This is a genomic window from Citrobacter sp. wls829 (genome assembly GCF_005280825.1).
Classification (GTDB): domain Bacteria; phylum Pseudomonadota; class Gammaproteobacteria; order Enterobacterales; family Enterobacteriaceae; genus Citrobacter; species Citrobacter gillenii.
On the sequence record NZ_SZWP01000066.1, the window covers coordinates 151,207 to 170,105 of the forward strand.

General features: G+C 53.5%; 19 protein-coding genes, 1 other RNA gene and 1 pseudogene. 12 read left to right on the top strand and 9 right to left on the bottom strand.

Annotated features, from left to right (window positions below; all coding sequences use genetic code 11):
* Positions 1 to 61 precede the first annotated feature (61 nt).
* Entirely contained in the window at positions 62 to 1,762 is a 1,701-nt protein-coding gene (locus FDW88_RS13455) for an SgrR family transcriptional regulator (RefSeq protein WP_137362734.1), read from the bottom strand.
* A gap of 123 nt (positions 1,763 to 1,885) precedes the next feature.
* On the opposite strand from FDW88_RS13455, the gene cof reads away from it, so the two are divergent.
* On the top strand, positions 1,886 to 2,704 hold the full coding sequence (cof, locus tag FDW88_RS13465) for an HMP-PP phosphatase (protein ID WP_137362735.1): 819 nt from the start codon (positions 1,886 to 1,888) through the stop codon (positions 2,702 to 2,704).
* Between the two features lie 51 nt (positions 2,705 to 2,755).
* Here the strand turns inward: cof and FDW88_RS13470 are convergent, their stop codons facing one another.
* Entirely contained in the window at positions 2,756 to 3,811 is a 1,056-nt protein-coding gene (locus FDW88_RS13470) for a PLP-dependent cysteine synthase family protein (RefSeq protein ID WP_219921364.1), read from the bottom strand.
* Positions 3,812 to 3,923: 112 nt separating this feature from the next.
* Here FDW88_RS13470 and decR point away from each other — a divergent pair, with 112 nt between their 5' ends.
* The 5 genes from decR to amtB all read left to right on the top strand — a co-directional run bounded on the left by decR (position 3,924) and on the right by amtB (position 9,853).
* Positions 3,924 to 4,382, top strand: coding sequence for a DNA-binding transcriptional regulator DecR (gene decR, locus FDW88_RS13475; RefSeq protein WP_164496612.1), 459 nt, complete (start codon positions 3,924 to 3,926; stop codon positions 4,380 to 4,382).
* Between the two features lie 44 nt (positions 4,383 to 4,426).
* The gene (locus tag FDW88_RS13480; RefSeq protein WP_137362736.1) at positions 4,427 to 6,199 is read left to right on the top strand and encodes a SmdA family multidrug ABC transporter permease/ATP-binding protein; all 1,773 of its coding nucleotides are present in this window, start codon (positions 4,427 to 4,429) and stop codon (positions 6,197 to 6,199) included.
* On the top strand, positions 6,192 to 7,970 hold the full coding sequence (locus tag FDW88_RS13485; RefSeq protein ID WP_096758052.1) for a SmdB family multidrug efflux ABC transporter permease/ATP-binding protein: 1,779 nt from the start codon (positions 6,192 to 6,194) through the stop codon (positions 7,968 to 7,970). Before FDW88_RS13480 ends, FDW88_RS13485 begins: the two co-directional genes overlap by 8 nt.
* Positions 7,971 to 8,196: 226 nt before the next feature.
* Complete coding sequence (glnK, locus tag FDW88_RS13490; protein ID WP_096758051.1) at positions 8,197 to 8,535, top strand: P-II family nitrogen regulator; 339 nt, start codon at positions 8,197 to 8,199, stop codon at positions 8,533 to 8,535.
* 31 nt (positions 8,536 to 8,566) lie between these two features.
* Positions 8,567 to 9,853 carry an ammonium transporter AmtB gene (amtB, locus tag FDW88_RS13495; protein WP_096758050.1) on the top strand — a complete coding sequence of 429 codons (1,287 nt, stop codon included), beginning with the start codon at positions 8,567 to 8,569 and terminating at the stop codon, positions 9,851 to 9,853.
* Between the two features lie 74 nt (positions 9,854 to 9,927).
* Here the strand turns inward: amtB and tesB are convergent, their stop codons facing one another.
* The gene (gene tesB, locus FDW88_RS13500; RefSeq protein WP_115259224.1) at positions 9,928 to 10,788 is read right to left on the bottom strand and encodes an acyl-CoA thioesterase II; all 861 of its coding nucleotides are present in this window, start codon (positions 10,786 to 10,788) and stop codon (positions 9,928 to 9,930) included.
* A 212-nt stretch (positions 10,789 to 11,000) separates the two neighbouring features.
* Here tesB and FDW88_RS13505 point away from each other — a divergent pair, with 212 nt between their 5' ends.
* Entirely contained in the window at positions 11,001 to 11,570 is a 570-nt protein-coding gene (locus FDW88_RS13505) for a YbaY family lipoprotein (protein ID WP_096758048.1), read from the top strand.
* Positions 11,571 to 11,601: 31 nt separating this feature from the next.
* Here the strand turns inward: FDW88_RS13505 and FDW88_RS13510 are convergent.
* Positions 11,602 to 11,991: pseudogene (locus FDW88_RS13510) on the bottom strand (MGMT family protein).
* A gap of 84 nt (positions 11,992 to 12,075) precedes the next feature.
* Here FDW88_RS13510 and ffs point away from each other — a divergent pair.
* Positions 12,076 to 12,172, top strand: an RNA gene (gene ffs / locus FDW88_RS13515) — signal recognition particle sRNA small type.
* A 50-nt stretch (positions 12,173 to 12,222) separates the two neighbouring features.
* On the opposite strand, the gene FDW88_RS13520 is transcribed toward ffs, so the two are convergent.
* On the bottom strand, positions 12,223 to 13,650 hold the full coding sequence (locus FDW88_RS13520; RefSeq protein ID WP_137362737.1) for a PLP-dependent aminotransferase family protein: 1,428 nt from the start codon (positions 13,648 to 13,650) through the stop codon (positions 12,223 to 12,225).
* 88 nt (positions 13,651 to 13,738) lie between these two features.
* On the opposite strand from FDW88_RS13520, the gene FDW88_RS13525 reads away from it, so the two are divergent.
* Both FDW88_RS13525 and FDW88_RS13530 read left to right on the top strand, forming a co-directional pair.
* The gene (locus FDW88_RS13525) at positions 13,739 to 14,350 is read left to right on the top strand and encodes a YitT family protein (RefSeq protein WP_137362738.1); all 612 of its coding nucleotides are present in this window, start codon (positions 13,739 to 13,741) and stop codon (positions 14,348 to 14,350) included.
* Between the two features lie 82 nt (positions 14,351 to 14,432).
* Complete coding sequence (locus FDW88_RS13530) at positions 14,433 to 14,786, top strand: DUF1428 domain-containing protein (protein WP_115259217.1); 354 nt, start codon at positions 14,433 to 14,435, stop codon at positions 14,784 to 14,786.
* Positions 14,787 to 14,839: 53 nt separating this feature from the next.
* Here the strand turns inward: FDW88_RS13530 and FDW88_RS13535 are convergent, their stop codons facing one another.
* Positions 14,840 to 16,393 carry an EAL domain-containing protein gene (locus FDW88_RS13535; protein WP_137362739.1) on the bottom strand — a complete coding sequence of 518 codons (1,554 nt, stop codon included), beginning with the start codon at positions 16,391 to 16,393 and terminating at the stop codon, positions 14,840 to 14,842.
* A 184-nt stretch (positions 16,394 to 16,577) separates the two neighbouring features.
* Here FDW88_RS13535 and FDW88_RS13540 point away from each other — a divergent pair, with 184 nt between their 5' ends.
* Both FDW88_RS13540 and ykgO read left to right on the top strand, forming a co-directional pair.
* On the top strand, positions 16,578 to 16,838 hold the full coding sequence (locus FDW88_RS13540; RefSeq protein ID WP_115259215.1) for a type B 50S ribosomal protein L31: 261 nt from the start codon (positions 16,578 to 16,580) through the stop codon (positions 16,836 to 16,838).
* Position 16,839: 1 nt separating this feature from the next.
* Positions 16,840 to 16,980, top strand: a complete 141-nt coding sequence (ykgO, locus tag FDW88_RS13545; RefSeq protein ID WP_005125190.1) for a type B 50S ribosomal protein L36 — start codon at positions 16,840 to 16,842, stop codon at positions 16,978 to 16,980.
* Between the two features lie 73 nt (positions 16,981 to 17,053).
* Here ykgO and FDW88_RS13550 read toward each other — a convergent pair whose 3' ends face one another.
* From FDW88_RS13550 to tomB, 3 genes are all read right to left on the bottom strand, one after another.
* Complete coding sequence (locus FDW88_RS13550) at positions 17,054 to 17,527, bottom strand: YlaC family protein (protein WP_096758041.1); 474 nt, start codon at positions 17,525 to 17,527, stop codon at positions 17,054 to 17,056.
* 381 nt (positions 17,528 to 17,908) lie between these two features.
* Positions 17,909 to 18,127 (bottom strand): HHA domain-containing protein, encoded by a 219-nt coding sequence (locus FDW88_RS13555; protein ID WP_002892050.1) that lies wholly within the window; start codon positions 18,125 to 18,127, stop codon positions 17,909 to 17,911.
* 27 nt (positions 18,128 to 18,154) lie between these two features.
* Positions 18,155 to 18,529: an Hha toxicity modulator TomB gene (tomB, locus tag FDW88_RS13560; protein WP_115259201.1), complete on the bottom strand. Its 375-nt coding sequence runs from the start codon at positions 18,527 to 18,529 to the stop codon at positions 18,155 to 18,157.
* Between the last annotated feature and the right edge of the window lie 370 nt (positions 18,530 to 18,899).

The window sequence follows — 18,899 nt, forward strand, 5'->3', positions numbered from 1 at the left end:
TTTTCCTGACAAATAACGAAAACCCTATGGTAGCGCCTGGGCGCGGCGTCGACCAGCTTCTTCACGATGAAGGCGGCGGCAGCCAGGCCTCGGTGAATTCAAACCAGCCTCTGGGGGTGAGCCGCACGCCGTTGACGCCCGGTGGGGCGCTAATGCGGTAATGGTAATTAAACAGCGGCGTTAGCGTGGCGTCATTCATCAGGTTAGTGAAAACCTGCTGTAACGCCGCGTGACGATGATCCTCATTAGCCTGGGTTTGCAGCGCATCCAGCGTGGCCTGTAGATGAGAGAATGCCGGGGCATCCAGAACATGCGGCCAGAGCTGATCGCAGCGTAGCCACTGTTCAAGTGTATATTCTGGTGCTTCGCCAATCAGACGGTCGCCCATCATCAGGTCGGCCTGGGCCAGAGGATGGTCACCGTCCCAGTTCTTGGCATTGTGAAAAATCAGCGTTAACTCGCAGCCCAGCGTTGCCAGTACCTGGCGAAGCTGTTCGGCCATGGCGTGCAACTCTACTGGCAGGTGATATACCAGCGTCAGTTTTTCCGGCAGGGCCACTTCATCCAACTGATCCCATTGCGGAATGGTCCACCCTGGCAGCAGCGCATTGCTTGGGGTAATCAGATTCTCTTCCACCTCAAGCGTCTGCAACAGGGAAGAGCGGTGGATGATATTGACCAGCCGACGCGCCTGAAGCACGTTCAGTCGTGCGCTTTTCCTGAGGGTTAAATAACAAAATCCGAGGCTGATCCCGCTACTGACCTGGCTAAGCATCGGCAGTTCCTCAGGCTTGCCAATGGCAATTTGCACCGGATGGCGGCAGCTGGTACCCAGATCCTGGTCGAAAAGCTGCGGTGTTATCCAAAATTCAATGGCTTTCAGCAACGGGTGGCTGAGGTGATAGTGGTCATGGCTCTCGATACGGACCAGTTCCGGTGTAAACAGCGTCAGCCTAAACGGACCGGTGCCGACGAGCGGCTGTTCCGGGTGCGCCAGATGACTGCTGTAGCTGGCCAGACGGTGTGCCAGCCAGAAGTCGGGGCGATGTAAAATAAACGTCAGGCATTGAGGGTGAGTCACCTCAATACGCTTCACGCTGATAAATAATTTATTGAGCGCGGGCAGCTCCAGCAGCTGTTGCAGGCGTTGATGTAGCTGCGAGGTGCTGAGCACGTCACCGTTATGCCAGTGCAGCGTGGAGCGAATATAGAAATCCCAGCGCAGGCCGTCGGCGGAGATATCCCAGTGGTGGGCCAAATCACCGCAGGGGCGCTGGGTCGTACTGTCAAAACGGGTCAGTCCGGAGAAGACTTGCCCGGCAAGATGTTGTTCGGCACGACCGGGGAGAAAGCCGGGGCGGAGGGGATCAAGTGGGCGATAGTAGGGAATACGCAGGGTTGGCGTATCGTTATGCCACTGGCCGCCCATAAACGGCTGCAGCAGCGTTCTTAATTCTCCGGGAGCCAGCTGCGCCAGCTCCAGCACGCTACGCTGTTCTCCCTTTTGCAACGCCTGCTCCATCATCGTATTACGCAGCGAGTCGGGCGTGACCAAAAAGCGCAATTGTCCCCGTTTTCCGCGTCCTGAGCGTGCTTCCCATACCAGCCAGCCCGCCTCCTGTGCCTGGCGTAGCAGCGTACGGACATGGCGTTCGCTGCAAAAACAGCGTTCAGCCAGTTCGCCGACGGTGACCGACTGCGGCTCTCCGTTTGAGGGCTGCCAGAGGCGTTGGTACTGATTCAATCGATTCAAAAGTCGCATTTGCACTTCATCCTTCGGGCAACATAAACCCGGAACAATTCGTTTTATCTATTCACTATTACTTCCGTATATCTCAGGTGATACTGAACCACAAGTTAACCGCGTCACAGTGTGGAGAAAGAAATGGCTCGTCTGGCTGCATTTGATATGGATGGCACCCTGCTGATGCCGAATCACCATTTAGGTGACGAAACACTCTCGACGCTGGCGCGCCTGCGTGAACGCGACATCACCCTGACGTTTGCCACTGGCCGCCATGTGCTGGAGATGCGTCATATCTTAGGGACCCTCTCGCTGGACGCATTTTTGATAACGGGTAACGGGACGCGTATTCATTCGCTGGAAGGGGATGTACTGCATCGTCAGGATCTGGCACCCGAGGCAGCAGATATCGTCCTGCATCAGAAGTGGGATACCCAGGCCAGCATGCATGTCTTCAATGACAATGGATGGTTCACCGGGCAGGAGATCCCGTCGATCCTCAAGGCGCATGTGTACAGCGGATTCCGTTATCAAGTCGTGGATGTGAAACGTATCCCCGCGCATCAGGTGACGAAGATCTGCTTCTGCGGCGATCATGACGACCTGATACGCCTGCGCATTCAATTGAATGAGGTGCTGGGTGAGCAGGCAAATCTCTGTTTTTCCGCCGTAGACTGTCTTGAAGTGCTGCCGCTGGGCTGTAACAAAGGCTCCGCGCTGGCGGTACTGAGTGACCATTTAGGTTTTTCTATGGCTGAGTGCATGGCATTTGGTGACGCGATGAACGATCGCGAGATGCTGGGCAGCGTGGGGCGAGGTTTGATTATGGGCAACGCCATGCCGCAATTAATTGCTGAGCTTCCTGATTTACCGGTGATTGGACATTGTCGCAATCAGGCGGTATCGCACTTTTTAACACATTGGCTGGATAATCCGCATCTACCTTATTCCCCCGAATGAGAGATCCCTTCCAGCAAGCCAGACCATTAGGTCTGGCTTTTTTTTGCCGGTTTACTGGGTATTCAGCAGTTGGGCGATTTCCGCTTTCCATGGTGTCAAATCGCCAATATGCGCATTAACCCACTCTGGGTTGTAGTAGGTCTCAAGATAACGTTCGCCGCTGTCGCACAGTAACGTTACCAGTGAACCTGTTTCTCCAGCCTCACGCATGCGGGCGGCAAGTTGCAGCGTACCCCACATATTGGTCCCGGTTGAAGCTCCGACTTTGCGGCCCAACTGCGTTTCCAGCCAGTGCGCGGTAGCGACGCTGGCGGCATCCGGCACGCGCAGCATTTCATCAACCACGTCCGGAATGAAAGAGGGCTCGACGCGCGGGCGACCGATACCTTCGATTTTACTGCCCACCGGGCTGCGTAATGTGGCGTCACGCGCCTGCCAGTATGGCAGAAAAACAGAGTTTTCCGGATCGACCACCATCAGCCTGGTGTCGTAACCCTGGCAGCGAATGTAGCGCCCAATGGTCGCTGACGTGCCGCCGGTTCCGGCGCTCATCACAATGTGGCGGGGAACGGGATGTGGCTCGCATGACATCTGGCGGAAGATACTGTCGGCAATATTGTTATTGCCGCGCCAGTCGGTAGCGCGCTCGGCGTAGGTGAACTGATCCATATAATGGCCGTTGAGTTCACGGGCCAGCTGTTCAGACGCGGCATAAATTTCGCAGGCGCTTTCCACGAAATGGCAGCGACCGCCGTAAAACTCAATCTGCTCAACTTTGCGTTTTGCCGTGCAGGACGGCATGACGGCGATAAACGGTAGCCCCAGCAGGCGGGCGAAATAGGCTTCAGAAACCGCCGTGGAGCCGGAAGACGACTCAATAATGGTGGTGCCTTCTTTGATCCAACCATTGCACAGTCCGTACAGGAACAGTGAACGCGCCAGTCGATGCTTCAGGCTACCGGTCGGATGTGTACTTTCATCTTTCAGGTACAGCTGAATCCCCGGGAACGCCGGAAGTGACAGGCGGATAAGATGAGTATCTGCGGAGCGTTGATAATCCGCATTGATTTCATTGATGGCGTTTTTAACCCAGGAGCTATTCATCATTAATATCCATTTGTCATTTTGTGCCTAGAGTAACGAAAAGCACGGAAAAAATTGTTGCCATTTAGCCTTTAAAATAGAATGTAGGGAGAAAATTCTTCTCTGTGGAGTGGATATGTTAGACAAAATTGACCGCAAGCTGCTCAGCTTGCTGCAACAGGATTGTACCCTTTCTTTGCAGGCACTCGCAGATGCCGTTAATCTGACAACCACCCCCTGCTGGAAACGACTCAAGCGACTTGAGGATGACGGCGTTCTGCTTGGCAAAGTCGCGCTGCTGGATCCCGAAAAGCTGGGACTTGGGTTAACGGCCTTTGTGCTGATCAAAACGCAGCATCACAGCAGTGAATGGTACTGTCGCTTTGTGACTGAAGTGACCGGGATGCCAGAGGTACTGGGATTCTGGCGCATGGCCGGGGAGTATGACTACCTGATGCGAGTGCAGGTCGCCGACATGAAACGCTATGATGACTTCTACAAACGGCTGGTGAACAGCGTGCCGGGGTTGTCGGACGTTACCTCAAGCTTTGCGATGGAACAGATTAAATACACAACTGCTCTACCTATTGAATAATTCTCCCGGCGCTCATTGTCGGAAATCATGTCAGGACATAACGCGTGCGATTATTTGCTCAATTAAGCTGGTACTTTCGCCGGGAGTGGCGTCGCTACCTCGGGGCAGTGGCCCTGCTTATCATCATCGCTATCCTTCAACTTATTCCGCCTAAAGTGGTCGGCATTATTGTTGATGGCGTGACGGCTCAACGCTTCACGACCGAACGCCTGCTAATGTGGGTTGGCACAATTGCACTGATTGCGGTGGTGGTCTATTTGCTGCGCTACGTCTGGCGCGTGCTGCTGTTTGGGGCATCCTACCAGCTGGCAGTAGAACTGCGCGAAGATTATTACCGTCAGTTGAGCCGTCAACATCCTGAATTTTATCTGCGCCATCGCACGGGCGATCTGATGGCGCGCGCCACCAACGATGTTGACCGGGTGGTGTTCGCCGCCGGAGAAGGTGTGCTGACGTTGGTCGACTCGCTGGTGATGGGCTGTGCGGTGCTTATCGTCATGTCTACGCAAATAAGCTGGGAGTTGACGCTATTTGCCTTGCTACCGATGCCGGTGATGGCGCTGATGATTAAGCGTTACGGCGATCGGCTTCATAACCGCTTTAAGCAAGCGCAGGCGGCATTCTCCAGCCTCAACGATCGTACTCAGGAGAGCCTGACCAGCATTCGCATGATTAAAGCCTTTGGTCTGGAGGACCGGCAGTCGGCCTTATTTGCCGCAGATGCGCAGGATACCGGTAAGAAAAATATGCGCGTCGCGCGCATCGACGCCCGCTTCGATCCCACCATTTATATCGCTATTGGTATGGCGAACCTGCTGGCGATTGGCGGTGGAAGCTGGATGGTGGTTCACGGTTCGCTGACGCTCGGTCAGCTGACCAGCTTTATGATGTATCTCGGTCTGATGATTTGGCCGATGCTGGCGTTGGCGTGGATGTTTAATATCGTCGAGCGCGGTAGCGCCGCCTACAGCCGTATTCGCGCCATGTTGGCGGAAGCTCCCGTGGTTAATGATGGCACGGAACCCGTGCCGGAAGGGCGCGGGGAACTGGCGGTTGCGATTCGTGAATTCAGCTACCCGCTGATGGCGCGCCCGACGTTGGAAAACGTTAATTTCCAGCTTAAGCCTGGGCAGATGCTGGGTATTTGTGGGCCGACCGGTGCGGGAAAAAGTACCATTCTGTCGCTGATCCAGCGCCACTTTGATATTACCCAGGGCGATGTGCGCTTTCATGACATTCCGCTGACGCGCTTACAGCTTGATAGCTGGCGCAGTCGGCTGGCAGTTGTTAGCCAGACGCCGTTCCTGTTTTCGGACACCGTCGGCAATAACATTGCACTTGGACGCCAGCAGGCGACGCAGGCCGAAATCGAACATGTGGCGCGCCTCGCCAGCGTGCATGAGGATATTTTACGTTTGCCGCAGGGATATGACACCGAAGTGGGCGAGCGGGGCGTGATGCTCTCGGGCGGGCAAAAACAGCGAATTTCTATTGCCCGAGCGCTGCTGCTTAATGCGGAAATTCTGATTCTTGACGATGCGCTGTCGGCGGTAGACGGCCGTACCGAACATCAGATCCTGCATAACCTGCGCCAGTGGGGCGAGGGAAGAACGGTTATTATCAGCGCCCACCGCTTGTCGGCGCTGACGGAAGCCAGCGAGATTATCGTGATGCAGCACGGACATATTGCCCAGCGTGGCGACCATGACACGCTGGTCCAGCAACCCGGTTGGTACCGCGATATGTATCGCTATCAGCAGCTGGAAGCGGCGCTGTCTGATGCCCCTGCGTTAAATGAGGAGGCGGCGAATGCGTAGTTTTGGGCAATTATGGCCGACGCTGAAACGGCTGCTGCGCTATGGTTCACCGTGGCGAAAACCACTGGGCATTGCGGTGGTGATGCTGTGGGTGGCGGCGGCGGCAGAAGTCAGCGGTCCGCTGCTGATAAGCTACTTTATTGATAACATGGTGGCGAAAAACAATTTGCCGTTGGCGATGGTGGCTGGTCTGGTTGCGGCTTATGTCGGTCTGCAACTGCTGGCGGCGGGACTGCACTATGCGCAGTCACTGTTGTTTAACCAGGCTGCCGTCGGTGTGGTGCAACAGCTACGCACGGATGTAATGGATGCTGCGCTGCGCCAACCGTTGAGTGAATTTGACATCCAGCCCGTCGGACAGCTTATCTCTCGTGTAACCAACGATACCGAAGTGATCCGCGACCTGTACGTGACGGTCGTGGCGACGGTACTGCGCAGTGCGGCTCTGATTGGTGCCATGCTGGTGGCGATGTTTAGCCTCGAATGGCGTATGGCGCTGGTGGCGATGGCTATATTCCCGGCGGTGATGGTGGTGATGGTGATTTATCAGCGCTACAGCACGCCGATTGTGCGCCGCGTTCGTGCCTATCTGGCCGATATCAATGATGGCTTCAATGAAGTCATTAACGGTATGAGCGTGATCCAACAGTTTCGTCAGCAGGCGCGCTTTGGGGAGCGCATGGGCGAGGCCAGCCGTTCGCACTATATGGCACGCATGCAGACCTTGCGGCTGGACGGTTTTTTACTGCGTCCGTTGCTGAGCCTGTTTTCCGCCCTGATCCTCTGTGGTTTACTGATGTTGTTCAGTGTGACCTCTGGCACGTCCATCGAGGTTGGCGTGCTGTATGCGTTTATCAGCTATCTCGGGCGTCTGAATGAGCCGCTGATTGAGCTGACGACCCAACAATCTATGCTGCAGCAAGCGGTTGTCGCCGGTGAGCGCGTCTTCGAACTGATGGACAGACCGCGTCAGCATTATGGCGATGATGATCAGCCGCTGAAGAGTGGCAACATTGAGGTTGATAACGTGTCATTTGCTTATCGCGATGACAATCTGGTGCTGAAAAATATTAGCCTGTCCGTGCCTTCACGTAGTTTTGTGGCGTTGGTTGGGCATACCGGTAGTGGCAAGAGTACGCTCGCCAGCCTGATGATGGGCTACTATCCGCTGACGCAAGGGGAGATCCGTCTGGACGGGCGCCCCCTCTCCTCGTTGAGTCACGGCGTCTTACGTCAGGGCGTCGCGATGGTGCAGCAGGATCCGGTTGTGATGGCGGACACCTTCCTGGCAAACGTCACGCTGGGCCGCGATATTTCTGAAGATCGAGTGTGGCAGGCGCTGGAGACCGTACAGCTGGCTGAGCTGGCACGTGGTCTGAGTGACGGTATTCACACCCGATTGGGCGAACAGGGCAATAATTTGTCCGTGGGGCAGAAACAGCTGCTGGCATTGGCGCGGGTTCTGGTCGAAACGCCGCAGGTACTGATTCTGGATGAAGCCACCGCCAGTATTGACTCCGGCACGGAGCAGGCCATTCAGCAGGCGCTGGCTGCTGTGCGCGAACACACTACGCTGGTGGTGATTGCCCATCGACTCTCCACGATCGTGGAAGCAGACACCATTCTGGTGCTGCACCGGGGGCAGGCCGTCGAGCGCGGCACACATCAGCAATTACTGGCGGCGCAAGGCCGCTACTGGCAAATGTATCAGCTGCAACTGGCCGGTGAAGAGCTGGCGGCCAGTGCGCATGAGGATTCCATTATTGCCTGATGGCGCAGTGCGTTTCAGGCCTACGGCTAAATTGGTTCAAGAAGCATCAACAATCTGGTGCAAAAATGTAACGCACTATGCACCGTTATAGTGCGTTTTTTCTTTTTCTACCCCGGCCGCGCCCTGCGAGCCTGAATCATCCCGCGTTTTTCATTCCTGGCACACCCCTTGCAATATTCATCCTGTGTATCTGCAGCCACTACTGAATTCTGACTGGAGGGGATCTATGAAGCTGGTTACCGTGGTAATCAAACCGTTCAAACTGGAAGACGTCCGTGAAGCACTGTCTTCTATTGGTATTCAGGGGCTGACCGTCACCGAAGTGAAGGGCTTTGGTCGACAGAAAGGCCATGCCGAGTTGTATCGGGGAGCCGAATACAGCGTCAATTTTTTACCGAAGGTGAAGATTGATGTGGCGATTGCCGACGATCAGCTTGATGAGGTGATCGACGTCATCAGCAAGTCGGCCTACACCGGAAAAATTGGCGACGGCAAAATTTTTGTCGCCGAGCTGCAACGTGTGATTCGTATTCGTACCGGCGAAGCCGACGAAGCCGCACTGTAACTTCTGGCACACAGTGATAGGAAACCAAAAAATGAAGATAGCAACGATGAAAACGGGTATCGCTTCACTGGCACTGCTGCCGGGACTGGCGATGGCAGCGCCAGCCGTCGCGGACAAAGCTGATAACGCCTTTATGATGATATGTACCGCGCTGGTGCTGTTTATGACCATTCCGGGCATCGCGCTGTTTTACGGCGGTTTGATTCGTGGCAAGAACGTTCTGTCGATGCTGACGCAGGTGACGGTGACGTTCGCACTGGTCTGCATTTTATGGGTGGTGTATGGCTACTCGCTGGCCTTTGGCGAGGGGAATAGTTTCTTCGGCAACTTCAACTGGGTGATGCTGAAAAACATTGCCCTGACGGCGGTAACGGGGAGTTTCTACCAGTACATTCACGTTGCGTTCCAGGGCTCATTTGCTTGCATCACCGTTGGACTTATCGTTGGGGCGCTGGCTGAACGCATTCGCTTCTCTGCGGTACTGATTTTTGTGGTGGTATGGCTGACGCTGTCCTACATTCCGATTGCGCATATGGTCTGGGGTGGTGGTCTGTTGGCCTCCCATGGCGCGCTGGATTTTGCGGGCGGGACGGTGGTGCATATCAACGCCGCGATCGCCGGGCTGGTGGGTGCTTATCTGATTGGCAAGCGTGTGGGTTTTGGCAAAGAGGCTTTCAAACCGCATAACCTGCCGATGGTCTTTACCGGGACCGCGATTCTCTACATCGGCTGGTTTGGTTTTAACGCAGGTTCTGCTGGGACGGCAAATGAAATCGCTGCACTGGCCTTTGTGAATACCGTGGTGGCGACCGCTGCTGCCATTCTCGGCTGGATCTTCGGTGAGTGGGCGCTGCGCGGTAAACCGTCGCTGCTGGGGGCGTGTTCTGGTGCCATTGCGGGCCTGGTTGGCGTGACCCCTGCTTGTGGGTACATTGGCGTCGGCGGTGCGTTGATCATCGGGGCAATTGCCGGTCTGGCGGGACTGTGGGGCGTGACGATGCTGAAGCGTTTTCTGCGCGTTGATGACCCGTGCGATGTGTTCGGTGTGCACGGCGTTTGCGGCATTGTCGGCTGTCTTCTGACCGGGGTGTTCGCCGCCAGTTCGCTGGGTGGCGTAGGCTTTGCTGAGGGCGTGACCATGGGGCATCAGGTGCTGGTGCAGCTCGAAAGCGTGGCGATTACCATTGTCTGGTCCGGTGTGGTGGCCTTCATCGGCTATAAGCTGGCGGACATGACGGTAGGGCTGCGCGTACCGGAAGAGCAGGAGCGCGAAGGGCTGGATGTGAACAGCCATGGTGAAAACGCCTACAACGCTTGATATTTCACTCTGCCGGATGGCGCTAAACGCTTATCCGGCCTACGACAGATGTAGTCTGTAGGCCGGATAAGACATCAGTTGCGATTGCGCATCACCCCTTCCTGTACGGTAGAGGCAACCAGTACGCCGTCCTGTGTATAAAATTCCCCGCGCACAAAGCCCCGGGCACCGGAGGCAGAGGTGCTCTCGACGTTATACAGCAACCACTCATTGATATTGAAAGGACGATGGAACCACATCGAATGGTCGATAGTGGCTATCTGAATCCCTTTCTCCAAAAAACCAATTCCGTACGGTTGTAGCGCCACAGGCAGGAAGTTCAGGTCGGAGGCGTAACCCAGCAGATACTGATGCACGCGTAGGTCGTCCTGCACCGTACCGTTGGCGCGGATCCACACCTGTCGTGCCGGTTCGGCGACATGGCCTTTGAGCGGGTTATGAAACTCCACCGGACGCACTTCCAGTGGGCGGTCATTGATAAATTTCTCTTTCAACAGCGGTGGCAGCAGATGCGCCACTGAACGGGCAATTTCGGTTTCGGATTTCAGCGCGTCGGGCCCAGGTGCGTGCGGCATGGTTTTTTGATGTTCAAAGCCATCTTCCGGCGCCTGAAAAGAGGCGGTCATGTAGAAAATGGGCTTTCCGTTCTGGATGGCGGCAATGCGGCGAGCGCTGAAGCTGTTACCATCGCGCAGCACTTCGACATCGTAAATTATCGGTTTTTGGCTATCGCCAGGACGTAAAAAGTAGCTGTGAAAGGAGTGCACCAGCCGCTCTTCCGGTACGGTTTCTTTAGCGGCATACAGCGCCTGTCCGACGACCTGCCCGCCAAAAACCTGGCGTAATCCTAAGTCTTCACTTTGGCCGCGAAAGAGTCCTTCTTCAATTTTTTCCAAATTCAACAATGTCAGCAAACTTTTTAGTGCCAGACTCATAGGTGCTCTCCAGGTCATGTCGATGTCGCAGCGAAGTAGGCAGAGTATAACGCAATTTTGAAAGTGGTCCGATGGGTGCAATTGTCTGAATTACCGGTCGATTGCAGGCAAAAATAGCTACTTTGTGCCACACTTAGTCACGTTATGTTTTTGTTAACCACTCTTCTGGCGAGGAAAGTTCTCGCTGGTGCATTGACGATAAGGAGAATTTAATGAAACTCGTGCACATGGTAAGTGGTTTAGCCGTTGCGGTCGCGCTGGCGGCCTGTGCTGATAAAAGTGCAGATATTCAGACACCTGCGCCAAGCCCTACTACGTCAATTGCTGACACACAGTCAAAAATTCAACAGCCGAATGTTTCTGGTACGGTGTGGATCCGCCAGAAAGTTGCGCTGCCACCGGATGCCGTACTGACCGTCACACTGTCGGACGCTTCGCTGGCGGATGCCCCGTCAAAAGTTCTGTCGCAAAAAGCGGTGCGTACTGAAGGGAAGCAGGCGCCATTTAGCTTTGTGCTGCCGTTTAACCCGGCAGATATTCAGCCGAACGCCCGTATTTTGTTGAGTGCAGCCATTATGGTGAACGACAAACTGGTGTTTATTACGGACACCGTGCAGCCGGTTATCAACCAGGGCGGTACCAAGGCCGATCTGACGCTGGTTCCTGTTCAGCATACGGAAGTTCCGGTTCAGGCCAGCGGTGGTGCGGCAACTACGGTGCCGTCAACGTCTCCCACGCAGGTGAATCCGTCTTCAGCCGTCCCTGCACCTACGCAGTACTAAGCCTGGCATAACCCTCTCCGCCAGGGGAGGGTTAATACACCCAGCGATAACGTTGTAAATCGATGTGCCCACTTCCCGAAACCACCACCCCTTCAGACAGCAATGCCTGACGCTGGCGCTGTAGATCCGGCCCGGTCAGCGATATAGCACCATGGCGATTAACGACTCGATACCACGGCAGGGTGCTGCCTTCGGGAAGCCGTTTGAGGACGCCGCCGACCTGACGCGCTGCACGCGGAGATCCGGCAAGTCTGGCGACATCACCATAGGTAGTGACGAATCCTTCGGGGATTGAGGCGACAATTTGCCAGACGCGTTGGGGGAAAGAGTCTTGTATATCCATCATTTATTCCTGCGCTAATTCCCCAGCATAATCTGGAATGGCGGGTGAGTGAAGCCGCATTGCACAAGAAAACAGCATCTGGTGCTGGATGGGTTGCAATTACACGGTGCAGCAGTGATAATGCGCCTGCGCGTTGGTTAACAACGCTCTCAATGGGGGCTCTGTTGGTTCTCCCGCAACACTACTCTGTTTACCAGGTCAGGTCCGGAAGGAAGCAGCCAAGGCAGATGACGTGTGTGCCGGGATGTAGCTGGCAGGGCCCCCACCCAATTCTGCCGTTCGGCAATCTCTTTCACCTTTCCTCGTCACTTAGATTATTTTACGTATTTTCCCATGACTTGCCTGTGAACGCAGAGTGTCCCAGATCGGCTGCAACGTGTTGAAGGCGGCGCGCATCGTGTCATCCGGCAGCGCGAAGGGCATGCGTAAGAAACGATCGAATGCACCCGCTAACCCAAAGCGCGTTCCGGTACCTAACTGAATACCGGCGCTGTCGGAGCGAGTGGCAAACAGCGTCGCCAGCGTATCGGGCAATTCTACCCAGAAAGATAACCCGCCCTGCGGTTGGGTAAATTGCCATTCCGGGAAATGCGATCGCATCAGAGTATGGCACTGGTTGCGTCTGGCGGTGAGCAGTTGTCTTCTGTCCGGGAGAAACTGCGCGGCGTTATCCAGCAGCCAGCCGGTAGCGAGCTGTTCCAGCACCGGTGAGCCTAAATCGAACGTGTCGCGGGTTTGCACCAGTGAGGCAATAGTCCGTGATGACGCCCGCACCCAGCCAAGACGTAATCCTCCCCAGAAACTTTTACCGGCAGACCCCAACATAATGATGGGTGCATCGCGATTGAAGGCGGCAAGCGGCGGTGGTGGCGGGGCGTCATACCACAGATTGACCATGGTTTCGTCCACCACCAGCGTGGTGTGCGTTTTGGCGGCGATATCGGCCACCACCTGGCGTGTGGCGGCGTCCATGCAACGTCCGGTAGGATTGTGAAAATCCGGCATCAGGTAGGCCATGCGGGGGGCGGTTTGTGCGATGGTGGCGACAAGACCCGCAGTATCCCATCCCTGTTCAGGCAGCGACACCCCCACGGGTCGGCAGGAGGCCCCCTGAATCGCCGCAATAGCGAGCGGGTAAGTAGGATGATCAACCACTACGCGATCGCCTGGACCGGTAAGCAACCGCAGGATCAGCGCCAGCCCGCTGACTGCACCATTGACCACCATAACCTCATCCGGCTGCGTGGGTAATCCGCGTTCGCAGTAATGCCGGGCAATGGATTCGCGCAAAGACGGTAGCCCCTGGGGCAGATACCCGGAACTTAATAGATGCTGCGGTATGGCAAACAGCGCCTGCTGGTAAGCCTGATGAATTTCGGGACCTGCGCTGAGCGCGGCGGTGGACAGATCGAGTGCGGTACCGGTGACGGTGCGAGTCGGTACATGGCGAATATGTTCCGGCAGGATCACCCGTGAGCCGCTACCCTGGCGGCTTTCCAGATATCCTTCTTCCCGCAGCTGTGCCATTGCGCTGGCGATAGTTGTTCGGCTGACTTCCAGCACCGTAGCAAGTTCGCGCTCGCCGGGAAGCCGGCTATCCAGCGCCAGCCGGCCATCCAGTATCAGCAGACGCAAGGCTTCGGCCAGCTGTCGCCAGATTGGGGTACGTGAGGGACTCTCCTGCCAGTGCCCGAGCAGGCGCTGGAGAGACTGACTTCCATAACGACGAGATGACATTGCAGTCCACTTTTTGGAAACTGGTCATTAATCATAGTGCCAATTGCGTTGAAGATGAAGACTGTCTGCGCAGGGAGAGGAGAAAAGCATGCTGCGTCGTTTACTGCAATTGTTTATCGGGCTGATGCTTTACGGCGTGTCGACGGCGATGTTTGTGCGTGCGGATTTAGGCGCTGATCCCTGGAACGTTTTTCATCTGGGTGTGGCAAATCTGTTGTCGATGAACATCGGCTTGGTGATTATTGCCGTGGGCGTATTGGTCCTGTTGGCATGGATCCCACTACGCCAGCGTCCGGGGTTTGGCACATTGAGTAATGTCATTATGATTGGGCTGGCGGCTGATGTGGCGCTGATGCTAATCCCGGGATTTGAATCCCTGTTTGCCCGCAGCGGTTTGTTGGTATCTGCGGTGATACTGAACGCCTTAGCGACCAGTCTGTATATCGGTGCGGGGTTCGGTGCTGGCCCACGTGATGGTCTGATGACCGGCATTCACGCGCGTACCGGTTGGCCGGTGAGGCGAATTCGAACGGCCATCGAAGTGTCGGTGTTGTTTATCGGTTGGCTACTCGGGGGAACCCTGGGCGTTGGTACGGTGCTGTATGCACTGGCGATTGGTCCGCTCATTCAGCTTTGCCTGCCGTGGTTTCGGCATCAGCCGCAGTCACGTGTTCGGGTTCGGAATGAACCTACGGCATGATCGCGGGCTGACGACTAAACTTAATCTCGACTGACGCGGCCAGAATTGGCTTGCCGCGCAGTAAACTTCGGAGGCTTTTCTCATGAAGTATGTTGATGGTTTTGTGGTTGCCGTACCCGCTGAAAACAAGGAGGCGTATATCGCGATGGCGGCAAAAGCGGCTCCGCTTTTCAAGGAGTTCGGTGCATTGCGCGTGGTGGAATGCTGGGCAGACGATGTCCCTGACGGCAAATTGACCGATTTTCGCATGGCGGTAAAAGCGCAGGATCATGAAGAAGTGGTATTCAGCTGGATTGAGTATCCTTCAAAAGAAGTCCGTGACGCGGCGAATCAGAAGATGATGTCCGATCCCCGAATGAAGGAATTTGGCGAATCGATGCCCTTTGATGGCAAGCGCATGATCTACGGTGGATTCTCGCCCATTATGGATGACTGACGTGACTGGCTGTGCGGCGTGCCGCCAGCCATCTCAATCTTTTCGCATGTCGGCTACAGTCGTGTCTCCGCCCACAGGATAAACTCTGCCTTTGGCAATGCCTTACTGTATAGCCAGCCCTGGCCGTACTGCACGCCATGCTGTCGTAGCCACTCTTCCTGATTTTTCGTCTCGATACCTTCTGCCACCATTTCCAGCTTCAGCGTTTTTGCGATCTCGATAATATGCGGCGTCACGTTGTTGTATCCCAACGCATCCACGAACGATTTGTCGATCTTCAGAATATCGACATCCAGATCCTGCAAGTAACTGAGACTGGAATAACCGGTGCCAAAATCATCAATGTAAATCGAATGGCCGGCCTGGCGGTACTTGGCGATGAACGGAGCGCTGGTTTTCGGATCGGCAAAGGCGCGTTCTGTGAGTTCGAGTGCAATTTGCGACGGGTTTATCTGATAGTGATTCACCTTCCGGCTGAGCAGACCTGGCAGCGTTTCTGATGTCAGATTATCGGCTTCAAGATTGATGGAGATATGCTGCTCCGGATGGTGATGAAGCCATTTGCCCAGATCGTCAAACACGCTTTCGATAATCAGGCGAGTGAGAGGGGTTGTCAGGCCGGTCTGCTGTGCCAGCGCGACGAAAATCTCTGGTGAGAGAAAACTGCCATCGGGCTGCGGCCAACGGGCCAGCGCTTCGGCACCTACCACTTTCCCGGTACGAAGAGAAATGATCGGCTGATAGTACACCTTAATTTCACGGCGCTGGATAGCCTCCTGCAACTGATGATGGGGAGACTGCAAACGACGTAAAATACGCAGAACAAAGGCGGCGGTCAGCAGACCGATAAGAATTCCCGCCGGGAGCCAGATAAGCGCCTGTCGGTGCCATATTTTTTTTAGCGGCAGCGTAGATGCCCAACTGACGACGGTAATACCTAATGCAGGGAAGGGACGAGCGTTGTAAATAACGCCCTCTTTTTGCAAATGCGTAGTGGCATTATCTTGTTGAAAATTTTGCAAAATATCTTCGGGTAGCGTTCCGCTACTGGTGACAATCCTGCTTTTATCGGCGCCAATAATGGCGACATCAATCGGCCACGAACCAAACGGAACAACGTCAATGAACGTGGCGGGATCGACCATCACCACATAGTTTTCGCTGCCTAATGCAGCCATAAAACGCTGGATACCTAAGTCGTTCTCCGTGGTTAACCAGGCACGGTAGCCATCCTCGGTGACTTTCATCGCCGCAGGGAAGGCGACAGCACGGCTTTTATTCTCGAGGGAAGAGCATTGCGGGACGTTGTCCTTAAGGTACACCACTTCCTGAATGTAACGATAGCTGTATGACAAACGACGCATTTCCAGTAAATGTTCCGTTCCGCAAGGTTCTCCCTTGAAGGTCTCAATCTGGCGTAATGCTTTTTTCGCCTGCTCGCCGACCCTTTCTGTGCGCAAAGCAACCCGGGTGGTGTAAGAATCAAGCTCGTCCATAAATTTAGTTTCAACCTGACGATACGCCAGCCACAGACTCAAACCCACTGGCGCAAGGATGGACAGAATCAGTATTCCGGTCACCAGGCCGATCAAATGTCGTGTTGTCACAGTGATATCCTTATTTACACAGCGTAGGGAAAGTATATCCGAAAGTGAAAAATCTATTCGAATGACCTAATAGATTTAAGAGGGGTATTTCCAGATTAATTACCCACTGTGTAAATGAGGTTGAGCCAGGGACGAGAGTAGTGTACTTTATTGTTATGTTATAATGTAACAATTAGAGGTTACTATGAAACCGGATATCCATCCTTTTTATCGTACTGTGGTATTCCACGACACCAGTGCCAATGAGTACTTTAAGGTCGGTTCGACCATCAAAACGGAACGTGAAATTGAATTTGAGGGACAAACGTATCCCTACGTGACCCTTGATATTTCGTCTAAATCACACCCGTACTACACCGGGAAGCAGAAGACGTTCGACAACGAAGGCAGTGCGGCGCGCTTCCAGAAACGTTTTGGCCATTTTATTGGCACTAAGCGAGGTTAATATGCAGGTTCTTAATTCACTTCGAAGTGCCAAACAGCGCCACCCTGACTGTCAGATAGTCAAACGCAAAGGGCGTTTGTATGTTATCTGCAAAACGAATCCGCGATTTAAAGCGGTGCAGGGCAGGAAGAAAAGACGTTAGACATTTTGCCAACATTTTAGGGAAACCAGTGCGTGCCAGCGGGTACGCACTTTTTTATTGGCTGGTAGGCAAGCTACTGACCGGCAGCTTCTGCGCGAGTTAGCGTGAAGACGTCGTAGAAAGAGAGTTCGCCTTTCCGCGCCATCATTTTTTGCAATTGGGCTTTACGTTCGCCATCCACCCGCGGTGAATGCAGAATGGTCTCGATAAGCGCTGGCGGAACAAAACGGGTGTTATACCATTCGCCGTTATAGCAGACTCTGAAGTCCAGCACGTCGATGTCTTCGAAACGGTAACGCGGCGCGACGTCAAAAAAGAAAAAACCATTGAGGATGACAAACAATACCACCAGCAGCCACACTGAATCGACCAGCGTTTCTGATTGCAGCATAACCGCCAGCGTGGCGAACCAGGCGACATACATGCCAATAAACAGTCCCGGATACTTGCGAATGAAGCTGATGCTAAAGCGCGGTCTGTTATCGCGCTTTTCGCGCACATTTAAGTCGTCAATTGTTTCGGTGAGCAGGCGCTGTATTTCTGTCATCTCTTGCCTTCGTGATGTCTTCAATATTCAGGTGGGATCGACCCATTTTAAGAGGGGATAGTGCCTGAAAAAAGTAACAGATTAACCACAATTTAGCATAACAGTTACATTTGAACGTATAGCGTTTTGATGAGGCGCGCAGGATTGCCGCCTACAACGGTGTTTTTGACCCAACAGGTTATGCAGGACAGTCTGCATCTTCTGTTTGCCGAACGTTCATTATGGCAAAACAATAAAATGCAATGCGCACAGGGGAGCGTTCCCATTACCTTATTGTGATCGAAGTCACCTGATTTGAATTAAATAACTATTGTAAATATGAGGAGGTGGTCAGCCAGACAAACAAATCTAACGCGATACCTGACTTAACCTCGTGAACAATTAGCGAATAAATTTCCAAACGGAAGTTGGAATCTTGTCGTACAGCTTATTCATCGTCAATTCAGCAAGGCGATGATCTGCTGCTGAGTAAAATACAGCCAGTTCATTGTCGGACAATTCATATTTATTTTTCTCAATAACGCGCTCGAGCGTGTCAATTGTCTGGCAGCGTCGAAGACGCATCAAATAATCTGTTTTAGTTAATGGTTTATCAGACATAACTCTTACCTATGATTGTAATATTTTTTAACAAGACAAACTAACAGGATTAGCCCTGGTGGCATTGACAAAACAGCGAAACAGTCGATTTCCGGACTTTCGCCATTTCTGCAAATCCTGCGTATTAATACCATAATTGCTGAACAACATAAAAGTGTCATCCAGGTATTCATCAATCTGCGCAATCAGCTTATTGTCCTCATTGTACTTAATTTTATAATTAAGTGCGAAGGTTGCAATATGCTCTATCAGTTCGTTGAGCTGCAGGCTGGTTGCTGAAGTCGGGTCATTAACCCAGCCATGGTTGCTTTGTTCAAGGTTTGCAAGACAGTCATGATACAAGGTTTCGCAGAGAAATTTAAGCTGCGCGATATCATGCCGTTTGGGTGAGTACTCGTCCATAGCGCATCCCCTTCTTAGTGGTTTAAACTAACCGAACACCTTCGGGGTGGATACAACAAACTACCTGAAACTTGCCCGTGACGCCTGATGATTTAACTATAATCTACTCTAAAAAAGATTTCATCGTCATATCATGAAAAATTACAATTGCGTAAAATTATGATGTGGCACCCTTTTTACATTTTACCTTAAAAATGAAGGTATTCGAAATGGAACAACTTCTTTATTGTTCGGGCAATCATCAGGTTAACGGAGTTAGCTTTAGCAATCAAAGGCAACCTCTAACAATGCAGATTAGCTGCTAGGATTAATCTTAATAATTATTCAGGTAAAATAAGAAACCTCAAGAATTCTTAAGAATAGCCTTTAA

Excerpts from the sequence above, each read along its gene's own strand:
- ykgO (WP_005125190.1), top strand. The coding sequence starts at position 16,840 with ATGCAGGTTCTTAATTCACTTCGAAGTGCCAAACAGCGCCACCCTGAC.
- FDW88_RS13485 (WP_096758052.1), top strand. The coding sequence starts at position 6,192 with ATGCGTAGTTTTGGGCAATTATGGCCGACGCTGAAACGGCTGCTGCGC.
- cof (WP_137362735.1), top strand. The coding sequence starts at position 1,886 with ATGGCTCGTCTGGCTGCATTTGATATGGATGGCACCCTGCTGATGCCG.
- FDW88_RS13520 (WP_137362737.1), bottom strand. The coding sequence starts at position 13,650 with ATGTCATCTCGTCGTTATGGAAGTCAGTCTCTCCAGCGCCTGCTCGGG.
- tomB (WP_115259201.1), bottom strand. The coding sequence starts at position 18,529 with ATGGACGAGTACTCACCCAAACGGCATGATATCGCGCAGCTTAAATTT.
- FDW88_RS13550 (WP_096758041.1), bottom strand. The coding sequence starts at position 17,527 with ATGACAGAAATACAGCGCCTGCTCACCGAAACAATTGACGACTTAAAT.
- FDW88_RS13555 (WP_002892050.1), bottom strand. The coding sequence starts at position 18,127 with ATGTCTGATAAACCATTAACTAAAACAGATTATTTGATGCGTCTTCGA.
- FDW88_RS13505 (WP_096758048.1), top strand. The coding sequence starts at position 11,001 with ATGAAACTCGTGCACATGGTAAGTGGTTTAGCCGTTGCGGTCGCGCTG.
- FDW88_RS13455 (WP_137362734.1), bottom strand. The coding sequence starts at position 1,762 with ATGCGACTTTTGAATCGATTGAATCAGTACCAACGCCTCTGGCAGCCC.
- FDW88_RS13540 (WP_115259215.1), top strand. The coding sequence starts at position 16,578 with ATGAAACCGGATATCCATCCTTTTTATCGTACTGTGGTATTCCACGAC.
- FDW88_RS13525 (WP_137362738.1), top strand. The coding sequence starts at position 13,739 with ATGCTGCGTCGTTTACTGCAATTGTTTATCGGGCTGATGCTTTACGGC.
- tesB (WP_115259224.1), bottom strand. The coding sequence starts at position 10,788 with ATGAGTCTGGCACTAAAAAGTTTGCTGACATTGTTGAATTTGGAAAAA.
- decR (WP_164496612.1), top strand. The coding sequence starts at position 3,924 with ATGTTAGACAAAATTGACCGCAAGCTGCTCAGCTTGCTGCAACAGGAT.
- FDW88_RS13470 (WP_219921364.1), bottom strand. The coding sequence starts at position 3,811 with ATGATGAATAGCTCCTGGGTTAAAAACGCCATCAATGAAATCAATGCG.
- amtB (WP_096758050.1), top strand. The coding sequence starts at position 8,567 with ATGAAGATAGCAACGATGAAAACGGGTATCGCTTCACTGGCACTGCTG.
- glnK (WP_096758051.1), top strand. The coding sequence starts at position 8,197 with ATGAAGCTGGTTACCGTGGTAATCAAACCGTTCAAACTGGAAGACGTC.
- FDW88_RS13530 (WP_115259217.1), top strand. The coding sequence starts at position 14,433 with ATGAAGTATGTTGATGGTTTTGTGGTTGCCGTACCCGCTGAAAACAAG.